17 protein-coding genes and 1 pseudogene are annotated in these 16778 nt (G+C 60.1%); 11 read left to right on the forward strand and 7 right to left on the reverse strand.

All coding sequences use genetic code 11. The annotated features are described in order from the left end of the window. Position 1: 1 nt before the first annotated feature. On the reverse strand, positions 2–424 hold the full coding sequence (locus D882_RS0104405) for a phasin family protein (protein WP_027922115.1): 423 nt from the start codon (positions 422–424) through the stop codon (positions 2–4). Between the two features lie 252 nt (positions 425–676). Then, a complete protein-coding gene (locus D882_RS0104410) occupies positions 677–952 on the reverse strand; it encodes a polyhydroxyalkanoic acid system family protein (protein WP_027922116.1) in 276 nt (91 codons plus the stop codon). A 155-nt stretch (positions 953–1107) separates the two neighbouring features. Here D882_RS0104410 and ubiE point away from each other — a divergent pair, with 155 nt between their 5' ends. The 11 genes and pseudogenes from ubiE (at position 1108) to D882_RS1000000133455 (ending at position 9224) form a co-directional block, all read left to right on the forward strand. Beyond that, the gene (ubiE, locus tag D882_RS0104415; RefSeq protein ID WP_007948968.1) at positions 1108–1878 is read left to right on the forward strand and encodes a bifunctional demethylmenaquinone methyltransferase/2-methoxy-6-polyprenyl-1,4-benzoquinol methylase UbiE; all 771 of its coding nucleotides are present in this window, start codon (positions 1108–1110) and stop codon (positions 1876–1878) included. After that, positions 1878–2501 (forward strand): SCP2 domain-containing protein, encoded by a 624-nt coding sequence (locus D882_RS0104420; RefSeq protein WP_027922117.1) that lies wholly within the window; start codon positions 1878–1880, stop codon positions 2499–2501. Before ubiE ends, D882_RS0104420 begins: the two co-directional genes overlap by 1 nt. Beyond that, positions 2498–4102 (forward strand): ubiquinone biosynthesis regulatory protein kinase UbiB, encoded by a 1605-nt coding sequence (ubiB, locus tag D882_RS0104425; RefSeq protein ID WP_027922118.1) that lies wholly within the window; start codon positions 2498–2500, stop codon positions 4100–4102. Before D882_RS0104420 ends, ubiB begins: the two co-directional genes overlap by 4 nt. A gap of 80 nt (positions 4103–4182) precedes the next feature. Continuing rightward, positions 4183–4584, forward strand: coding sequence for a phosphoribosyl-AMP cyclohydrolase (hisI, locus tag D882_RS0104430; RefSeq protein ID WP_007989281.1), 402 nt, complete (start codon positions 4183–4185; stop codon positions 4582–4584). After that, positions 4577–4909, forward strand: coding sequence for a phosphoribosyl-ATP diphosphatase (locus tag D882_RS0104435; protein WP_027922119.1), 333 nt, complete (start codon positions 4577–4579; stop codon positions 4907–4909). Before hisI ends, D882_RS0104435 begins: the two co-directional genes overlap by 8 nt. Before the next feature lie 25 nt (positions 4910–4934). After that, on the forward strand, positions 4935–5213 hold the full coding sequence (locus tag D882_RS0104440) for a twin-arginine translocase TatA/TatE family subunit (RefSeq protein ID WP_010464483.1): 279 nt from the start codon (positions 4935–4937) through the stop codon (positions 5211–5213). Positions 5214–5223: 10 nt separating this feature from the next. Then, on the forward strand, positions 5224–5673 hold the full coding sequence (tatB, locus tag D882_RS0104445) for a Sec-independent protein translocase protein TatB (protein WP_027922120.1): 450 nt from the start codon (positions 5224–5226) through the stop codon (positions 5671–5673). Further along, complete coding sequence (tatC, locus tag D882_RS0104450) at positions 5670–6464, forward strand: twin-arginine translocase subunit TatC (protein WP_027922121.1); 795 nt, start codon at positions 5670–5672, stop codon at positions 6462–6464. Before tatB ends, tatC begins: the two co-directional genes overlap by 4 nt. Continuing rightward, positions 6461–7168, forward strand: a complete 708-nt coding sequence (locus D882_RS0104455; protein ID WP_027922122.1) for a 16S rRNA (uracil(1498)-N(3))-methyltransferase — start codon at positions 6461–6463, stop codon at positions 7166–7168. Before tatC ends, D882_RS0104455 begins: the two co-directional genes overlap by 4 nt. Before the next feature lie 139 nt (positions 7169–7307). After that, positions 7308–8366: pseudogene (locus tag D882_RS1000000133450) on the forward strand (methyl-accepting chemotaxis protein); the annotation flags it as partial. Between the two features lie 144 nt (positions 8367–8510). Beyond that, a complete protein-coding gene (locus D882_RS1000000133455; RefSeq protein WP_371258938.1) occupies positions 8511–9224 on the forward strand; it encodes a methyl-accepting chemotaxis protein in 714 nt (237 codons plus the stop codon). A 46-nt stretch (positions 9225–9270) separates the two neighbouring features. Here the strand turns inward: D882_RS1000000133455 and D882_RS0104465 are convergent, their stop codons facing one another. The 5 genes from D882_RS0104465 to D882_RS0104485 all read right to left on the reverse strand — a co-directional run bounded on the left by D882_RS0104465 (position 9271) and on the right by D882_RS0104485 (position 16519). After that, a complete protein-coding gene (locus tag D882_RS0104465; protein WP_027922124.1) occupies positions 9271–10005 on the reverse strand; it encodes an amino acid ABC transporter ATP-binding protein in 735 nt (244 codons plus the stop codon). Beyond that, positions 9998–10957 carry an amino acid ABC transporter permease gene (locus D882_RS0104470; protein ID WP_027922125.1) on the reverse strand — a complete coding sequence of 320 codons (960 nt, stop codon included), beginning with the start codon at positions 10955–10957 and terminating at the stop codon, positions 9998–10000. The genes D882_RS0104465 and D882_RS0104470 overlap by 8 nt, the downstream gene beginning before the upstream one ends. Before the next feature lie 175 nt (positions 10958–11132). Then, a complete protein-coding gene (locus D882_RS0104475; protein WP_027922126.1) occupies positions 11133–11930 on the reverse strand; it encodes a transporter substrate-binding domain-containing protein in 798 nt (265 codons plus the stop codon). Between the two features lie 211 nt (positions 11931–12141). Further along, on the reverse strand, positions 12142–14712 hold the full coding sequence (gene mdoH, locus D882_RS0104480) for a glucans biosynthesis glucosyltransferase MdoH (RefSeq protein ID WP_027922127.1): 2571 nt from the start codon (positions 14710–14712) through the stop codon (positions 12142–12144). Further along, positions 14705–16519, reverse strand: coding sequence for a glucan biosynthesis protein G (locus D882_RS0104485; protein ID WP_027922128.1), 1815 nt, complete (start codon positions 16517–16519; stop codon positions 14705–14707). The genes mdoH and D882_RS0104485 overlap by 8 nt, the downstream gene beginning before the upstream one ends. Between the last annotated feature and the right edge of the window lie 259 nt (positions 16520–16778).

Here is a 16778-nt window from a genome sequence, read left to right on the forward strand (position 1 = left end):
CTTAAGATTTACGCGCGACGCGTTCGAGCAATGCCGTCAGCTCATCGAGCTTAGCAGAGAGTGTCTCAACGTCATGTTTAGACGGAATGCCGATACGATTCAAGGCACTTGCGACACGCGAGTCAAAAGCCTTCTCGACCTTGTCGAGTTGAACTTCGACCTTGCCTTTGAAAGTACTCACTTCACTCTTGGCTTCAACGATCTCGGCGTTAGCGGCTTCAAGCTTTTCAGCCACTACTTTTTTGCCTTTCTTTTCAACAGTTTGACCCGCCTTGATCAACTCTTGAAAGTACTCGCTACCCTCTTGCCCGACCTTGGCGTAGGCACCCAGGCCAGCCAGCCAGATCTTGCGGGCATAGGATTTGACGTCGCCCAGAGCGGTGGTCGATGCGTCGATTTTTTTCTTCAAAATAACTTTGGCCATGGTGCACCTCACGCGCAGAAGGTTTGAGGAACTGCCCGGACAAGTGTCGGGCTCAGGCACAAAGTAGGGAGAAAAATTAGAAACGGCACCCTAACAACTGACATAAACAAGTAGTCGGAACGCCAACCAACCTGTGGGAGCGGGCTTGCCCGCGAAGACGATGGATCAACCACAAAATGTATTGCGGATGTTCCGGCCTCTTCGCGGGCAAGCCCGCTCCCACAGGGATCGTGTTTCACAGAAAGAACCGGATCAGACCAACGCTTTATCGAGGGCCTTTTCGATTTCAGATTTGATCATGCCGCTCATGGCCGACATCATCAGGCCCAACTCCACATCGACGCGGATCGAATCTTCGCTGACATGCACCGCGCCTTTCACTCCGGAGCGCTTGAGGTTCAGCGTGTCACCGGACCACTGCGGCTCCAGGCCGTATTGATCGGACAGTTTCTGCGCCAGCTTGTCGGCCTTCTCGCGGGCCGCTTCCTTGCCCAGGCCGTGGGCACGTTCAACACTAATACGGGCCATCGAATGACTCCTGCTTTATGGATACTTTCCTGAAGCATCTTGACCATGACTGCGTCAAAACGTCCCGGTGGTTGCCCATCTTACCTTCAGCCTTGCCAAGACAAAGCATGCCTTGGGGATTAGAATGTCCCGCATTCTCTTCTGGTGACAGCGATATGACTGATCAGCGCAAAGGCAGCGATGCCGAACCCACCACTCACTTTGGTTTCAAAAACGTTCCGGAAAGCCAAAAAGCGGAAAAAGTCGCTGAGGTTTTCCATTCGGTAGCCGCCAAGTACGACTTGATGAATGACCTCCTGTCGGGCGGCATGCACCGTTTGTGGAAGCGTTTCGCAATCGAGCTTTCGGGCGTGCGCACCGGCAATCGCGTGCTGGACATCGCCGGCGGCACGGGCGACCTGACCAAGAAATTCTCACACCTCGTCGGCCCGACCGGCCAGGTGGTGTTGGCCGACATCAACGAATCCATGCTCAAGGTCGGTCGTGACCGCCTGCTGGACCTCGGTGTGGCCGGCAACGTCGAATTCGTTCAGGCCGACGCTGAAAAGCTGCCGTTCCCGGACAACCATTTCGACTGCGTGACCATCGCCTTCGGCCTGCGCAACGTGACGCACAAGGAAGACGCCCTGCGTTCGATGCTGCGCGTGCTCAAGCCTGGCGGTCGCCTGTTGGTGCTGGAGTTTTCCAAGCCAACCAACGCGCTGATGTCCAAGGCCTACGACGCCTACTCGTTCGCCTTCATGCCACTGATGGGCAAGCTGATCACCAACGACTCGGAAAGCTATCGCTACCTGGCCGAGTCGATCCGCATGCACCCGAATCAGGAAACCCTGAAGTCGATGATGGTCGAGGCCGGTTTCGACCGCGTGACCTACCACAACATGACCGCAGGCATCGTCGCCCTGCACCGCGGCATCAAACCCTGATGTTGCTGGCCGGCCTGCTCGCCAGCGTTGAACTCGGCCTGAACCGGGTGCTGCGTCTCGACAGCACCGCGCTGCCGCGGCTGGCGCATTTGAGCGGCCGGGTGATTGCCGTCGACTGCCGCAGCCCGGCATTGCAGCTGTTCATCCTGCCCAGCGATGAAGGCCTGATGCTCGCTTCCCACTGGGAAACCGGCGCCGACTGCACCCTGCGAGCACCGGCTTCGAGCCTGTTGAAACTGGCGATGAGCAAGGACAAGACTTCGGTCCTGCATGGCCCTGAAGTCGAACTCGACGGTGACAGCGGCGTGCTGCTGGAACTGGCGGCGATCCTTCAGGACCTCGAACTGGACTGGGAGTACGAACTCTCGCGCTGGCTGGGGCCGGTGGCCACACAACTGGTTGGCGGTCACCTGCGCAGTCGCGCCCGCTGGTATCAGCAAGGGTTCGCCAGCCTGGGGCAGAACCTCGGCGAATACCTGGCTGAAGAGTCGCGCACCCTTGTCGGTCAGCGCGAAGCCGAAGCCCGATTCAGTGAACTGGACCAGATCAAACTCGATCTGGAACGACTCGAGGCGCGCTTCGAGCGCCTTTCCCGATCCCTCGACCCAAGCGATAACGCATGAAGCTGCTTGCCGTCCGCCGTTTGTTGCGCATCCAGCGCGTTGTGATTCGTTACCGCCTCGATGACCTGCTGTTTGCCCTGCCGCTGCCGTGGTTTCTGCTGGCACTGCGTTACGCGCTGCCGTGGCGCTGGTTCCCGCGCAAGACGCTGGACCTGAGCCGTGGCGCGCGATTGCGCCTGGCGTTGCAGGACCTGGGGCCTATCTTCATCAAGTTCGGGCAGATCCTGTCCACCCGCCGCGACCTGTTGCCGGAAGACATCGCCGACGAGCTGATGAAACTGCAGGACCGTGTGCCGCCGTTCGACTCGCAAGTGTCGGTCAAGCTGATCGAAGAGCAGCTCGGCAAGAAAATCAGTGAAGTGTTCAGCCGTTTCGACGTCGAGCCGCTGGCGTCCGCTTCGGTGGCGCAGGTGCATGCCGCGCAGTTGAAAACCGGCGAAGAAGTGGTGGTCAAGGTGATCCGCCCGGGCCTCAAACCGATCATCGCCCAGGATCTGGCGTGGCTGTTCATTCTGGCCCGCGCTGCTGAAAAGCTCTCGGCCGACGCGCGCCTGCTGCACCCGGTGGACGTGGTCAGCGACTACGAAAAAACCATCTACGACGAACTCGACCTGCTGCGCGAAGCGGCCAACGCCAGCCAGCTGAAGCGCAACTTCGAAGGCTCGCCGCTGCTCTACGTGCCACAAGTCTATTGGGACTGGTGCCGCCCGAAAGTGTTGGTGATGGAGCGCATCTACGGCATCCAGGTCACCGACCTGACCACCCTGGCCGACCAGCGCACCGACATGAAAATGCTCGCCGAACGCGGCGTGGAGATCTTCTTCACCCAGGTGTTCCGCGACAGTTTTTTCCACGCCGACATGCACCCCGGCAATATCTTCGTCAGCACCGTCAACCCGTGGAGCCCGCAGTACATTGCGATCGACTGCGGTATCGTCGGCAGCCTGACCCCGGAAGACCAGGACTACCTGGCCCGCAACCTGTTCGCCTTCTTCAAGCGTGATTACCGGCGTGTGGCGCAATTGCACATCGATTCGGGCTGGGTGCCGGCGGAAACCAAACTCAACGAATTCGAAGCAGCGATCCGCACCGTGTGCGAGCCGATCTTTGAAAAACCGTTAAAAGATATTTCCTTCGGCCAAGTTCTGATGCGCCTTTTCCAGACCGCTCGACGCTTCAACATGGAAGTTCAGCCGCAGCTCGTGCTGTTGCAAAAAACCCTGTTGAACATCGAAGGCCTGGGCCGTCAGCTGTACCCGGACCTGGACTTGTGGAACACCGCGCAGCCGTTCCTTGAACGCTGGATGCGCGAGCGCGTCAGCCCCAAAGCCTTGCTCGGCAACGTGCAGAGCCAGTTCGAACAGCTGCCGCACCTGGCCAACATGGCCCGCGACCTGCTCGAACGCATGTCCCAACCCCACGCCTACGACCCGCCACCACCGTGGCATAAACGCAAGGATGACTGGTTCTTGCGCCTGCTCGGCTGCGCCCACCTGGCGGGCGGCGTTATTCTGCTGGCCGGTGGACCACTGAACGAACTGGGTCATTGGCCCGGGGGAATCATGGTGGCCGTTGGTTTGTATCTGGTCGTTCGCCGATAGCCAGTTGTGTGATCCACTGGCACACTGTTTGAACGTTGGGCCAGGCTAATGAAGTGCGAAGCCCGCTGTCGGAGTGGAAGATGAAAAACTGGCTGGACGAGATCAAGTGGGACGCTGATGGCCTGGTGCCGGCGATTGCCCAGGATCACAAGACCGGGCGCGTCCTGATGATGGCCTGGATGAACCGTGAAGCGCTGGAACTGACTGCTGCCGAGAACCGTGCCATTTACTGGTCGCGTTCGCGTGGCAAGCTGTGGCGCAAGGGCGAAGAGTCCGGCCACGTGCAAACCCTGCATGAGATGCGCCTGGACTGCGACGCCGACGTGATCATCCTGATGGTCGAGCAGATCGGCGACATCGCCTGTCATACCGGCCGCCAAAGCTGCTTCTACCGCGTCTATGAGAACGGCGACTGGACAACGGTCGACCCGGTCCTGAAAGATCCGCACGCCATCTATTCCGCAGGACACAAACATGAGTGACACTCTGACCCGCCTGGCCGCAGTGCTGGAAGAGCGCAAAGGCGCCGCTGCCGACAGCTCGTATGTCGCCAGCCTGTACCATAAGGGCTTGAACAAGATTCTGGAAAAAGTCGGCGAAGAGTCGGTCGAAACCATCATTGCCGCCAAGGACGCCGCCATCAGCGGCGACTGCAGCGATGTGATCTACGAGACCGCCGATTTGTGGTTCCACAGCATGGTCATGCTCGCCCAACTGGGGCAGCATCCGCAGGCTGTACTTGATGAACTGGACCGTCGCTTCGGTCTGTCCGGACACGCCGAGAAAGCCTCGCGCCCGTCCGCCTGAACAATTATTAGAGAGGAGCAGCAACATGGGCATTTTTGACTGGAAACACTGGATCGTCATCCTGGTTGTTGTCGTATTGGTATTCGGCACCAAGAAACTGAAAAACCTCGGCACGGACGTGGGCGAGTCGATCAAGGGCTTCAAGAAAGCCATGAACGACGACGAAAAACCGGCCGATCCGACCGTGACCCCGGCGCAACCGGTTCCACCTGTTCAGCCACAGACTACGCAGTCCGTGAACCAGCCGCACACCATCGACGTGCAGGCACAAAAAGTCGAAGAGCCGATCCGCAAAGACGTGTGAGCACTGACTAATGTTTGGTATCAGCTTCTCTGAACTGTTGCTCGTCGGCCTAGTGGCCCTGCTGGTGCTGGGGCCTGAGCGCTTGCCGGGTGCTGCGCGCACCGCCGGCCTGTGGGTCGGGCGCTTGAAGCGCAGCTTCAACGCGATCAAACAGGAAGTTGAACGTGAAATCGGTGCCGACGAGATTCGTCGGCAGCTGCACAACGAGCACATTCTGTCGCTGGAGCAGGAGGCGCGGAAGATTTTCTCGCCGACCCAGCAGGAGCCGACGCCGGTGGAGCATGTGGGGGAACAGACGATTCACGCGCCTGTCGCCGCCACTGAACCAACGCCTGCGCCAGCACCTGTTGTAGCGACTGCGCAACCTGAGTCCGTTGTATCAGCACCACCGGTTGCTCCTGCCGCCGCGCCGACAGCGCCGGCCCCTCATGACCCAACACTGCCGCCGCGAGCCCCATGAGCGATCTCCCCGAAAACGACCAGCACATGCCGCTGGTTTCGCACCTCACCGAGTTGCGTACCCGTCTGCTGCGCTGCGTAGCGGCGATTTTCATCATCTTCGCCGGGTTGTTTGCCTTTACCCAGCAGATATACACCTTCGTCTCCACGCCGCTGCGCGCGTACCTGCCCGCCGGCGCGACGATGATCGCCACCGACGTGTCGTCACCCTTCCTGACGCCGCTGAAGCTGACCATGATGGTCTCGCTGTTCCTGGCGATCCCGGTGATCCTGCACCAGATCTGGGGCTTCATCGCACCGGGCCTGTACAAGCATGAAAAGCGCATCGCGGTGCCGCTGCTGATGTCCAGCATCGTGCTGTTCTACACCGGCATGGCGTTCGCCTATTACCTGGTGTTCCCGTTGATCTTCAAGTTCTTCGCCGCCGCCACCCCGGCCGGCGTGGAAATGATGACCGACATCACCAGCTACCTCGATTTCGTCATGACGCTGTTCTTCGCCTTTGGCGTGGCGTTCGAAATTCCGGTGGCCGTGGTGCTGCTGGTGTGGATCGGCGTGGTCGACGTCAAATACCTGAAGAAAATCCGCCCGTACGTGGTCATCGGCTGCTTCGTGGTCGGCATGATCCTGACGCCGCCGGACATCTTCTCGCAGACGCTGTTGGCGGTACCGATGTGGCTGCTGTTCGAGATCGGCATCCTGTTTGGCAGCCTGATCAGCAAACGTGGCGAGCATCCGGACGACCAACCGGTTGACGATCACAACGACCAGCCGCCAGCGACCCAACCGTGAACCTGCTGCTGCTCGAAGAAGCCGATTTCATTGCGGCCGACCGGGTGATCCTGCGTGATCGCCGGTTGACGCACATGCAGGAAGTTCACCGCTGCGAAGTCGGTGACAGCCTGCGTGTCGGTCGGATCGGCGGATTGATGGGCGCGGCCGAGGTGTTGCGCCTGGACGCCGCTGAAGCCGAATTGCGCGTCACCCTCGACCAACCGCCCCCGAACAAGCTGCCGTTGACCCTGGTGTTGGCCCTGCCGCGCCCGAAAATGCTGCGCAGGGTGTTTCAGACCGTGGCCGCCATGGGTGTGCCGCGCGTCGTGCTGGTGAACAGCTATCGCGTCGAGAAGAGCTTCTGGCAAACCCCGTTCCTGGAACCCGAGGCGATTCGCGAACAATTGATCCTCGGCCTCGAACAGGCCCGGGACAGTGTGCTGCCCGAGATCGTTATCGAGAAGCGCTTCAAGCCCTTCGTTGAGGACCGTCTGCCGGCGATCACCGAGGGCACCCTCGGCCTGGTCGGACATCCCGGAAACTACCCGCCTTGCCCCCGCGGCCTCGACGAACCGGTGACCCTGGCCATCGGCCCCGAAGGTGGCTGGATCCCTTACGAGATCGACCTGCTGGGCAAGTCCGGCCTGCAACCGGTGCAGCTCGGCGAGCGCATCCTGCGCGTCGAGACCGCCGTCACCGCCCTGCTCGCCCGCCTGTTCTAACACGGCCCCTTGTAGCAGCTGGCGAAGCCTGCTGCTACAAGGGATGTGATCGTCGCCAGTCTTTTTCCGCCCTACAGAACCGGCTTTGCCTGCCGATACAGTTCCCACAAAACCAATCAGTGGTCCAGGGAGTTGTAGCATGTACCAATGGCTAGCCGAGAATCTGGGGAACATCAGCGTCAATCGCAAACTGGGAATCGGTTTCGGTCTGGTGCTGTTGCTTACCCTGTTGATCACCTTCACCGGCTGGACTGGCCTGAGCGACGTGACGAGCCGTGGCGACAAGCTCGGGTTCATCGCCAGCCTCAATGACCTGACCAAAGACCTGCGCCTGGCCCGTCTGGACTATGAAATGCGCCGGGGCGAACAAGGCCCGGGGGCGGTCAACGACAAGCTGGCGCAACTCGATGCGGGCCTGCAAACCGCTCGCAAACTGATTGAGCAACCGGCCGACGCGGCAATGGTTGACCAGCAATTGGCCGCCGTCAGCCAGTACAAACAAGCGTTCAGCGCGATGATCCAGGCCGGTGCCAACCGCGAAGACGCGCGCAGCAAACTCGGGGCCACGGCCGACAACGCCGTCGCCCGCGTCGCCGAAGTCGAGAAATCCCTGCTGCAAGGCGACAACGTCGCCCAGTTCAATAGCGTGATCGATTTGAGCAAATTGATTCAGCAAGCGCGCTTCCAGGTTCGCGGCTACACCTACAGCGCCAAGCCCGAAGCCGAACAACCGGCGCTGGACGCCATCGACAACGCCCTGAAAAACCTCGAAAGCCTGCCGTCCAAACTGCCGGAAGAACACACCGCCAACCTGCAACAGGCGACCGATTCGCTCAAGGCCTACCGTGCCGCCGTCAGCCAGTACCGTGACTCCCAGGTCGCCAGTGCTGCCGCACTCGTGCGCATGGCCGAGCAAGGCGATATCCTGCTCGACGTCAGCAAAAAACTCACCGTGTCGCAAACCATCGTCCGCGACACCGATGCGGCTCACGCCAAGAACATGCTGCTGATGGCCACCGCCCTGGCCCTGGCCTTCGGCATAGTCGCAGCCTGGGCGATCACTCGCCAGATCGTCATCCCGCTGAACCAGACCCTGAAAGTGGCTGAACGTGTGGCCGCCGGCGACCTGACTCACAACCTGACCTCCAAGCGTCGCGACGAACTCGGCCAGCTTCAGCGTGCCATGCAGAGCATGACCCTGGGCCTGCGGGAACTGATCGGCGGCATCAGCGACGGCGTTACACAAATCGCCAGCGCCGCCGAAGAGTTGTCGGCGGTCACCGAGCAGACCAGTGCCGGGGTCAACAGCCAGAAAGTCGAGACCGATCAGGTAGCGACCGCAATGAACGAAATGACCGCGACCGTGCAAGAAGTCGCACGCAATGCCGAAGAAGCCTCCGAAGCCGCCGTCGCCGCCGATCAGCAAGCCCGCGAAGGTGACAAAGTGGTCGGCGAAGCCATCGCCCAGATCGAACGCCTGGCCCTCGAAGTTGGCAATTCCACCGCCGCGATGGGCGATCTCAAACGCGAAAGCGACAAGATCGGCAGCGTGCTCGACGTCATCAAATCCGTGGCCCAGCAAACCAATCTGCTGGCCCTCAACGCCGCCATCGAAGCCGCCCGTGCCGGTGAAGCCGGACGCGGTTTTGCGGTGGTGGCCGATGAAGTTCGCAGCCTGGCGCAACGCACCCAGAAGTCCACCGAAGAAATCGAAGAGCTGATCGTCGGCTTGCAAAACGGCACCCAGCAAGTCGCCACGATCATGGACAACAGCCGCGTCCTGACCGACAGCAGCGTCGAACTGACCCGCCGCGCCGGGGGCTCACTGGAAAGCATCACCCGCACCGTGTCGGCGATTCAGTCGATGAATCAACAGATCGCCGCCGCTGCCGAGCAGCAAACGGCAGTGGCCGAGGAGATCAACCGTAGCGTGCTGAACGTGCGTGACGTGTCCGAGCAGACCTCGGCAGCCAGTGAAGAGACGGCGGCATCCAGTATTGAGCTGGCGCGGCTGGGAACGCATCTGCAGATGCTGGTGGGCAGGTTCAAGGTTTGAGGTGATGCGGACTGATCGTTCCCACGCAGAGCGTGGGAACGGTCGACTAGAGAACCTGACGCAAAAACGCCTGCGCCCGCGCATCCTTCGGCGCATCAAAGAACTCCGCCGGTGACGCATCTTCCAGCAATTTGCCGTGATCGAAGAACAACACCCGATCCGCCACTTCCCGCGCAAAGCCCATTTCATGGGTGACGCAAACCATGGTCATGCCTTCCACGGCCAGGGTTTTCATCACGTCCAGCACTTCGCCGACCATTTCCGGGTCCAGCGCCGAGGTCGGCTCATCGAACAACATGACCTTCGGCTCCATGGCCAACGCCCGGGCAATCGCCACGCGCTGTTGCTGGCCGCCGGACAGACGCGACGGAAACTCGTGGGCTTTCTGTGCAATGCCGACCTTTTCCAGCAACGCCAGGGCCTTGGCCTCGCGCTCTTTCTTGCCGCGTTTGCGCACGACTTTCTGCGCCAGGCAGAGGTTTTCCAGCACGGTCATATGCGGGAACAGGTTGAAGTGCTGAAACACCATGCCGACCTCGCGCCGGTAGGCGTTGACGTCGGTTTTCGGGTCGGCCAGTTGCAGACCGTCAATGCTCACCGAACCCGAGTCGAATGCTTCCAGGCCATTAAGGCAGCGCAGGAAGGTCGATTTGCCGGAGCCGGACGGGCCGATCACCACCAGCACTTCACCCTTGGCCACGTGCGTGGTGACGTTATCCACCGCGCGAACCACCTGGCCGCGGGTATCGAAGACTTTTACCAGATCGCGAACTTCAATCACTTTGCGCGAGCCTCCGCTCAAGCCGGCTGGCAATTTTCGACAGCGGCAGGTTGATCAACAGGTACAACCCGGCCACGCAGAACAGGATTTCGAATGGCGAGAACGAGGTGGTGATGACTTCACGACCGCTTTTCAACAGTTCGGTAATTGCGATGACCGAAACCAGCGACGTGTCCTTGACCAGGCTGATGAATTGCCCGGCCAGGGGCGGCAATACCCGCTTCAAGGCTTGAGGCATCACCACGTGGCGCATCGACTGGCCAGCGCTCAGCCCCAACGAACGCGCGGCTTCGTTCTGGCCGCGGGCGATGGACTGCACGCCGGAACGGATGATTTCCGCGACGTAGGCGCCCGTGAACAGCGACAACGCCGCGATCCCGGCGAATTCCCGGGACAGGTTCATCACGGTGCCGATGAAGAAATAGAAAATGAAGATCTGTACCAGCAGCGGTGTGCCACGGACCAGTTCGACGTAAATGGTCGAGAGGTCGCGCAGGGTCGGGTTGCTCGACAGCCGGCACAAACCGGTGACGAGACCGATCAACAGACCGAGTACGCCAGACACCACGGACAACCACAACGTGGTCCACAGCCCCCAAAGCAGTGGACCGGCGGCCCAATGGCGTGTCACGCCGATCACATCGCCTTCGGCCACATCATCGCCTTGGGCGACTTGCAGGCTGTTGTCGTCGACGGTCACGCGCTGCTCATCACCCGCGTCGTTGCGCAGGGTGACTTCGGCTTTATCGCCCGTGCGCACCAGTTCGCTGACGGTGGAGATGTCGGCGGCGCGCTGGGATTCTTCGGCGTGGTAGGCGAAGTATTGCGGCACTCGGTTCCAGCGCCATTCGTAGGACATCAGCGAGGTGGCGTAATACAACGCGCCGGCCAGGCCGATCAGCACCAGCACGGTTAAAACGTGCCAGGGCCATTGGATTTTTTTTTGTTTCATTTGCTTTGAAGCTTCCGAATTCTGTGTCGCCGGGAAGGCCGTCATCGCGGGCAAGCCTGCTCCCACAAGGTTCTGCGCCGGACACAAAATTTGTGTTCACCCAGATCACTGTGGGAGCGGGCTTGCCCGCGATTGGGGCGGCGCGGTCTAACTGACCGAACGCCGCTTGTCAGCGTTACTCCATGTCCTTGAGCCAAGCGGTGTCTTTGAACCACTTGTCATGGATGCGATCGTAGGTGCCGTCTTCGTGGATCTGGTGCAGGAAGTTGTTGATGAAGTTGATGCTGTCGTAGTCACCCTTCTTCAGGCCGAAGGCCAGCGGCTCGTACGTGAACGGCTTGTCGAGGAACACCAGTTTGCCGGCGCCAACCTTGCTCACCGCCACCACGTTGTACGGCGCGTCGTAGATGAAGGCATCAGCCTTGCCATTGACCACGTCCAGCACCGCTTCCTGTTCATTGTCATAGCCGTGGTATTTGGCTTTGGAGATCAGCTTCTTGGCGACCATCTCGCCGGTGGTGCCGAGCTTGGAGGTGATGCGGTAGTCGGCGGTGTTCAAGTCCTTATAGGACTTGATGGTGCCTTCCAGCTCTTTGCGGATCAGCAGGGTCTGACCGACGACGATAAACGGTTCGCTGAAGTTCAGGCGCAGGTTGCGTTCCTGGGTCAGGGTCATCCCGCTGCCGATCATGTCGAACTTGTCGGTCATCAGGGCCGGGATGATGCCGTCGTAGGCGGTGGACACCAGCTCCAGCTTGACGCCCATGGCTTTGGACATGGCTTTGAGGATGTCGACTTCGAAACCGATGATCTCGCCGCGCTTGTTGGTCATCTCGAACGGCATGTAGGTCGGGTCCATGCCGACTTTCAGCGTGCCGCGCTTGACCGCGTCATCGATGGCACCGGCCTGCGCCGCGCTGACTGCAACCAATGCCGTGACGCCGACCAGCAGCATCGAGAGATACTTCTTCATCATCATGTCCCCAAAACCATTGCGGTGTGAGGCGCGCAAAAACGGCGGCTTCCCTCAGGAAACGCCCCCATACGGACAAAAATTATCCGGGCGCACCAATTCGGGGACGGATCCTAAACTACTCGCCCGTTTGCACAAGGGCTGAAACAGGATTTGTTGGCTGACGCCGATCAGGCAAAAAAAAACCCCGCTGGATGAGCGGGGTTTTCTATTACGCCAACTGAGGCTGTGCGCTCAGCGGTTTGAGCGGCAGCAACGGCGCGTGGGGATCGGCTTTCACCGATTGACGCCAGGCTTGCAGCCATTCGGGGTGACCTTCACTCCAGACCTGCTCATGCAGACGACCCAATGCCACCGGGTCACTCAGCAATTGCACACGCTCATTGTTGTTCAGGCCATCAGGCCCGACCTTCAAGGCGTGACGAACCCGTTCGACACGCAGCCACTCGATTGGCTCGGCCTGACCGTGACGAGAAGTCGCCAGCGAGCACGCCAGGGCGTTCTGCTGCGGATCGACCACCGCCCGGATGAAGCCGTCGTTCAGTGCGTGATAACGGTTTTCGTGGGTGTACTGGTCGGTGGCCAGCAGCGCCTGCGGCGGATTGTATTCCTCAGGGATCAGGAACAGGCTTTCGTCACGGGACTTCAAGCCCAGACCGACACGGCTGGAAATCACCGACACCGGAATCGACAGCATCAACGAACCGACAATCGGCACCAGCCACCACAGGAAGCTCGGGTTCAGCCAGATCACCAGCAAGGCCCAGAAGAAGCCCAGCAAGGTCTGCGGACCGTGGCGCTTGACCGCTTCGCTCCATGGCGTGGAATCGTCGTCACGTTGTGGCGAGTTCCAGGTCGCGGCCCAGCCGAGGAACGCGGCCAGTACGAAACGGGTGTGGAAAATCATCCGCACCGGCGCCAGCAGCATGGAGAACAATACCTCCAGCAGCATCGACATCGTCACCTTGAACTTGCCACCGAACTCTTTCGCACCTTTGGCCCAGATCAGGAGGATGCTCAACAGCTTCGGCAGGAACAGCAGCACGATGGTCGTGGAGAACAGCGCCACAGCCTTGTCCGGGTGCCATTGCGGCCACAGCGGATACAGCTGTCGCGGCTCCATGAAGTATTGCGGTTCCATCAGCGTGTTGACCGCCAGCAGCGCCGTCGACAGCACGAGGAAGAAGAACCACAACGGCGCCGACAGGTAAGACATCACGCCGGTCAGGAACACCGCCCGGTGAACCGGGTGCATGCCCTTGACCAGGAACAGGCGGAAGTTCATCAGGTTACCGTGGCACCAGCGACGGTCACGCTTGAGTTCGTCCAGCAGGTTCGGCGGCAGTTCTTCGTAGCTGCCCGGCAAATCGTAGGCAATCCACACGCCCCAGCCGGCACGGCGCATCAGCGCGGCTTCAACGAAGTCGTGGGACAGGATCGCACCGGCGAATGCGCCTTTACCCGGCAATGGCGCCAGGGCGCAGTGCTCGATGAACGGCTTCATGCGGATAATCGCGTTGTGGCCCCAGTAGTGGGATTCACCCAACTGCCAGAAGTGCAGACCGGCGGTAAACAACGGACCGTACACGCGAGTCGCAAACTGCTGCATCCGTGCATACAAGGTGTCCATGCCCGACGCACGCGGCGCGGTCTGGATGATCCCGGCGTCCGGTGTGGCTTCCATCAAGCGCACCAGGCTGGTCAGGCATTCACCGCTCATCACGGAGTCCGCGTCGAGCACGACCATGTACTTGTAGTCACCGCCCCAACGACGGCAGAAGTCGTCGAGGTTGCCGCTTTTACGTTTCACGCGACGGCGACGGCGGCGATAGAAGATCTTGCCGAAGCCACCGGCTTCGCGGCAGACGTCCAGCCAGGCTTGCTGCTCGGCAACGCAGATGTCGGCGTCGTTACTGTCGCTGAGGACGAAGAAGTCGAAGCGATCCAGGTCACCCGTGGCCGCTACCGATTCAAACGTCGCCCGCAGACCGGCAAATACACGCGGCACGTCTTCGTTGCAGATCGGCATCACCAGTGCGGTGCGCGCGTCCTTTGGAATCGGCTCATTACCGGCACTTTTACCGGAGATGCGGTATTTATCGTGCCCTGTGAGCAACTCGAGGAAGCCCATCAGCGCGGTCCAGAAACCGGCCGACACCCAGCAGAACAGAATCCCGAACAGGATCAGGATGCTGGTTTGTAATGCGTATGGCAGCACTTGTGTGGCGGTTTGCAGCAGCGGTTGATGCAGCACTTCGTTGAGGTCGACGAACGACCAGCCCTGGTACGGCATGATGCCTTTCATGTACCAGCCGGCGACGATGGTCTGGCCGAGCATCAATACCAGCAGAATGTAGCGACGGATCGAACCCACAGTGCGCCAGCGAGCGGCCGGCAGCACACGTTCATCTTTCGGCGGAGCCGGCGGATTGGTGCGACCGGTCAGGCGGCGCCAGCCACGTACCAGAATGTTGGTGCGCCACGGCTCCGGCACGACTTTGGTCCGACGGATCGGCGGGGTCGCTTTGAGGCAAACCCGACCGCTGGCGTCGACCACCAGCATTTCCGCTTCTTCCAGTTCTTCAGCCGTGTTCAAGGTCAAACGACGGCCCACCGAGGCTTGGGCAGCCTCGGTCGGAGCGTCGAACGTCTGCGACGACAGACGCTGGTGCAATTCGCTGAAGGACTGGCAGCCCGCGAGTTCCGCGCGCTGCTCGTCGGTCATCGGTAGATGCGCTAGATACTCGGCAAGCGTCTCTGGCTGTATTTGAGAATTACTCATCGGCAGACAACTGATAGCTCCAGGTCTCGGTCAGGACTTCTTCAGTCGATGCCGATTCCGGTGTGGCTGGGGCCGCGTCGGCAGCGACTGGCTGCTTGGCGTCTTTATTAGCCTTGTCCTTGGCATCTGCAACCGGCTTGGCATCGGCCTGCTTGGCCTCTGCTTGCTTGGCTTCCTTGTCGGCTTTTTCCTGTTGCTTGGCGGCAACCTTGTCGGCTTTGGCGACAGACGAATTCGAGGCTGGAACCGACGTCTTGGCCAGGTCTGCCGGCACGATGTTCTGAACCAGGGCCGCGCGCATTTCGGTGGCTTTGCTCGCATCCTTGATCTTCATGCGCAGCGTCAGGCGCCAGCCCTTGGTTTCAGGGTTGTAACGCACGCTGTTCTCGACCAGTTCAGCGTTGTCGCCCACGCTGACCTGGCTGCGAACGTCCGCATCCGGTGGCAATGCCGCCAGGGACGGGCCTTCGAAGTCCACCAGATAAGCAACGCTACCGTCCGGCTGACGGATCAGGTTGGACTGTTTAACGTCACCGGTGGAGCGCAGGGTCTGTTTGACCCAGGCACTGTCAGGCGCGTGGATGGAAGCTTCGTCCATGGTCCAGTGCATGCGATAGGCAACATCGAGCGGCTGGCCAGGCTCTGGCAGTTTTTCCGGGTTCCAGAAAGCCACGATATTATCGTTGGTTTCATCGGCGGTCGGAATCTCGACCAGATCCACGGTACCCTTGCCCCAGTCACCCTTCGGCTCGATCCAGGCGCTTGGGCGCTTGTCGTAGCGATCGTCGAGGTCTTCATAGTGGCTGAAATCGCGGCCACGTTGCAGCAGACCGAAACCACGCGGGTTCTCGACCGAGAAGTTGCTCACCGACAGGTGTTTCGGGTTGTTCAACGGACGCCAGATCCATTCGCCGTTGCCGGCATGGATCGCCAGGCCGCTGGAATCGTGCAGCTCACGACGGTAGTTCAGCACTTTCGAAGGCTGGTTGGCGCCGAACAGGTACATGCTGGTCAATGGAGCAATACCCAGCTTGCCGACCTTGTCGCGCAGGAACATCTGCGCCTTGACGTCGACAATGGTGTCGCTGCCCGGACGCAGGGTCAGGCGATAGGCACCTGTCGCACGCGGCGAATCCAGCAACGCGAAAATCACCAGGTGCTTGTCACCCGGCTTCGGCTGTTGAATCCAGAACTCGGTGAAACGCGGGAATTCTTCGCCGGATGGCAATGCGGTATCAATCGCCATACCCCGGGCAGACAAACCATAAACGTGGCCCTTGCCGACGACGCGGAAGTAGCTGGCGCCGAGCATGGTCATGATTTCGTCTTGCTTGTCAGCCTTGTTGATCGGGTACAGCACCCGGAAACCGGCATAACCCAGTTGTTCGGTGGCCTTAGGATCGAACTTCACGTCGCCGAAATCGAAACGACTCGGGTCATATTTGATTTCTTCGACGGAATTAGCCGTGATTTCGTTGATTTTCACCGGTGTATCGAAATGCATACCCTGGTGATAGAACGACAGCTTGAACGGGGTTTTCTGATCCGCCCACTCGGCCTTCTCGGTCAGGAAACGAATTTTCTGATAGTCCGCGAATTTCATCTCGCGGAACTCGGTTGGCAGGTTACTGCGCGGAGCTTCGTATTTTTGCGCGGCCAGCTCTTTTGCCTTGACCGACACATCCTCCAGACTGAATGCCCAAAGCTGGCCGGCGCTGAATAGGCAGAGCAGTGCAGAGCCCGCTACCAGAGCGCTTCGGAACCGTTTGGCAGTCAATTTTGGTGCATTACAGGGACTAACAATCACGAGCAACCCTCGCCGAAAACAGATCAAAAAACCAACGGCCAGTTGAAGGGTTCGCACGGTCAACGGCATGAAAAAACCGACCTTGCAAACCACTCTTGCCAAGTTGGCGAGCATTGTTCCGACTCCGATGGGGCTAAATGATTCCCCAAACGGTTCAGGACAAGTCTCTACCTAAGTCAAAATGGACCAACGAACGCCGATCCCCGTAGCGCGCGATTATCTAGTAGGCCGCGTTACAACGCATCAGGCGCAACAAAGT

The organism is Pseudomonas sp. URMO17WK12:I12, assembly GCF_000514395.1.
Lineage (GTDB): Bacteria > Pseudomonadota > Gammaproteobacteria > Pseudomonadales > Pseudomonadaceae > Aquipseudomonas > Aquipseudomonas mucoides.

Excerpts from the sequence above, each read along its gene's own strand:
- D882_RS0104405 (WP_027922115.1), bottom strand. The coding sequence starts at position 424 with ATGGCCAAAGTTATTTTGAAGAAAAAAATCGACGCATCGACCACCGCT.
- D882_RS0104410 (WP_027922116.1), bottom strand. The coding sequence starts at position 952 with ATGGCCCGTATTAGTGTTGAACGTGCCCACGGCCTGGGCAAGGAAGCG.
- ubiE (WP_007948968.1), top strand. The coding sequence starts at position 1,108 with ATGACTGATCAGCGCAAAGGCAGCGATGCCGAACCCACCACTCACTTT.
- D882_RS0104420 (WP_027922117.1), top strand. The coding sequence starts at position 1,878 with ATGTTGCTGGCCGGCCTGCTCGCCAGCGTTGAACTCGGCCTGAACCGG.
- ubiB (WP_027922118.1), top strand. The coding sequence starts at position 2,498 with ATGAAGCTGCTTGCCGTCCGCCGTTTGTTGCGCATCCAGCGCGTTGTG.
- hisI (WP_007989281.1), top strand. The coding sequence starts at position 4,183 with ATGAAAAACTGGCTGGACGAGATCAAGTGGGACGCTGATGGCCTGGTG.
- D882_RS0104435 (WP_027922119.1), top strand. The coding sequence starts at position 4,577 with ATGAGTGACACTCTGACCCGCCTGGCCGCAGTGCTGGAAGAGCGCAAA.
- D882_RS0104440 (WP_010464483.1), top strand. The coding sequence starts at position 4,935 with ATGGGCATTTTTGACTGGAAACACTGGATCGTCATCCTGGTTGTTGTC.
- tatB (WP_027922120.1), top strand. The coding sequence starts at position 5,224 with ATGTTTGGTATCAGCTTCTCTGAACTGTTGCTCGTCGGCCTAGTGGCC.
- tatC (WP_027922121.1), top strand. The coding sequence starts at position 5,670 with ATGAGCGATCTCCCCGAAAACGACCAGCACATGCCGCTGGTTTCGCAC.
- D882_RS1000000133455 (WP_371258938.1), top strand. The coding sequence starts at position 8,511 with ATGAACGAAATGACCGCGACCGTGCAAGAAGTCGCACGCAATGCCGAA.
- D882_RS0104470 (WP_027922125.1), bottom strand. The coding sequence starts at position 10,957 with ATGAAACAAAAAAAAATCCAATGGCCCTGGCACGTTTTAACCGTGCTG.
- D882_RS0104475 (WP_027922126.1), bottom strand. The coding sequence starts at position 11,930 with ATGAAGAAGTATCTCTCGATGCTGCTGGTCGGCGTCACGGCATTGGTT.
- mdoH (WP_027922127.1), bottom strand. The coding sequence starts at position 14,712 with ATGAGTAATTCTCAAATACAGCCAGAGACGCTTGCCGAGTATCTAGCG.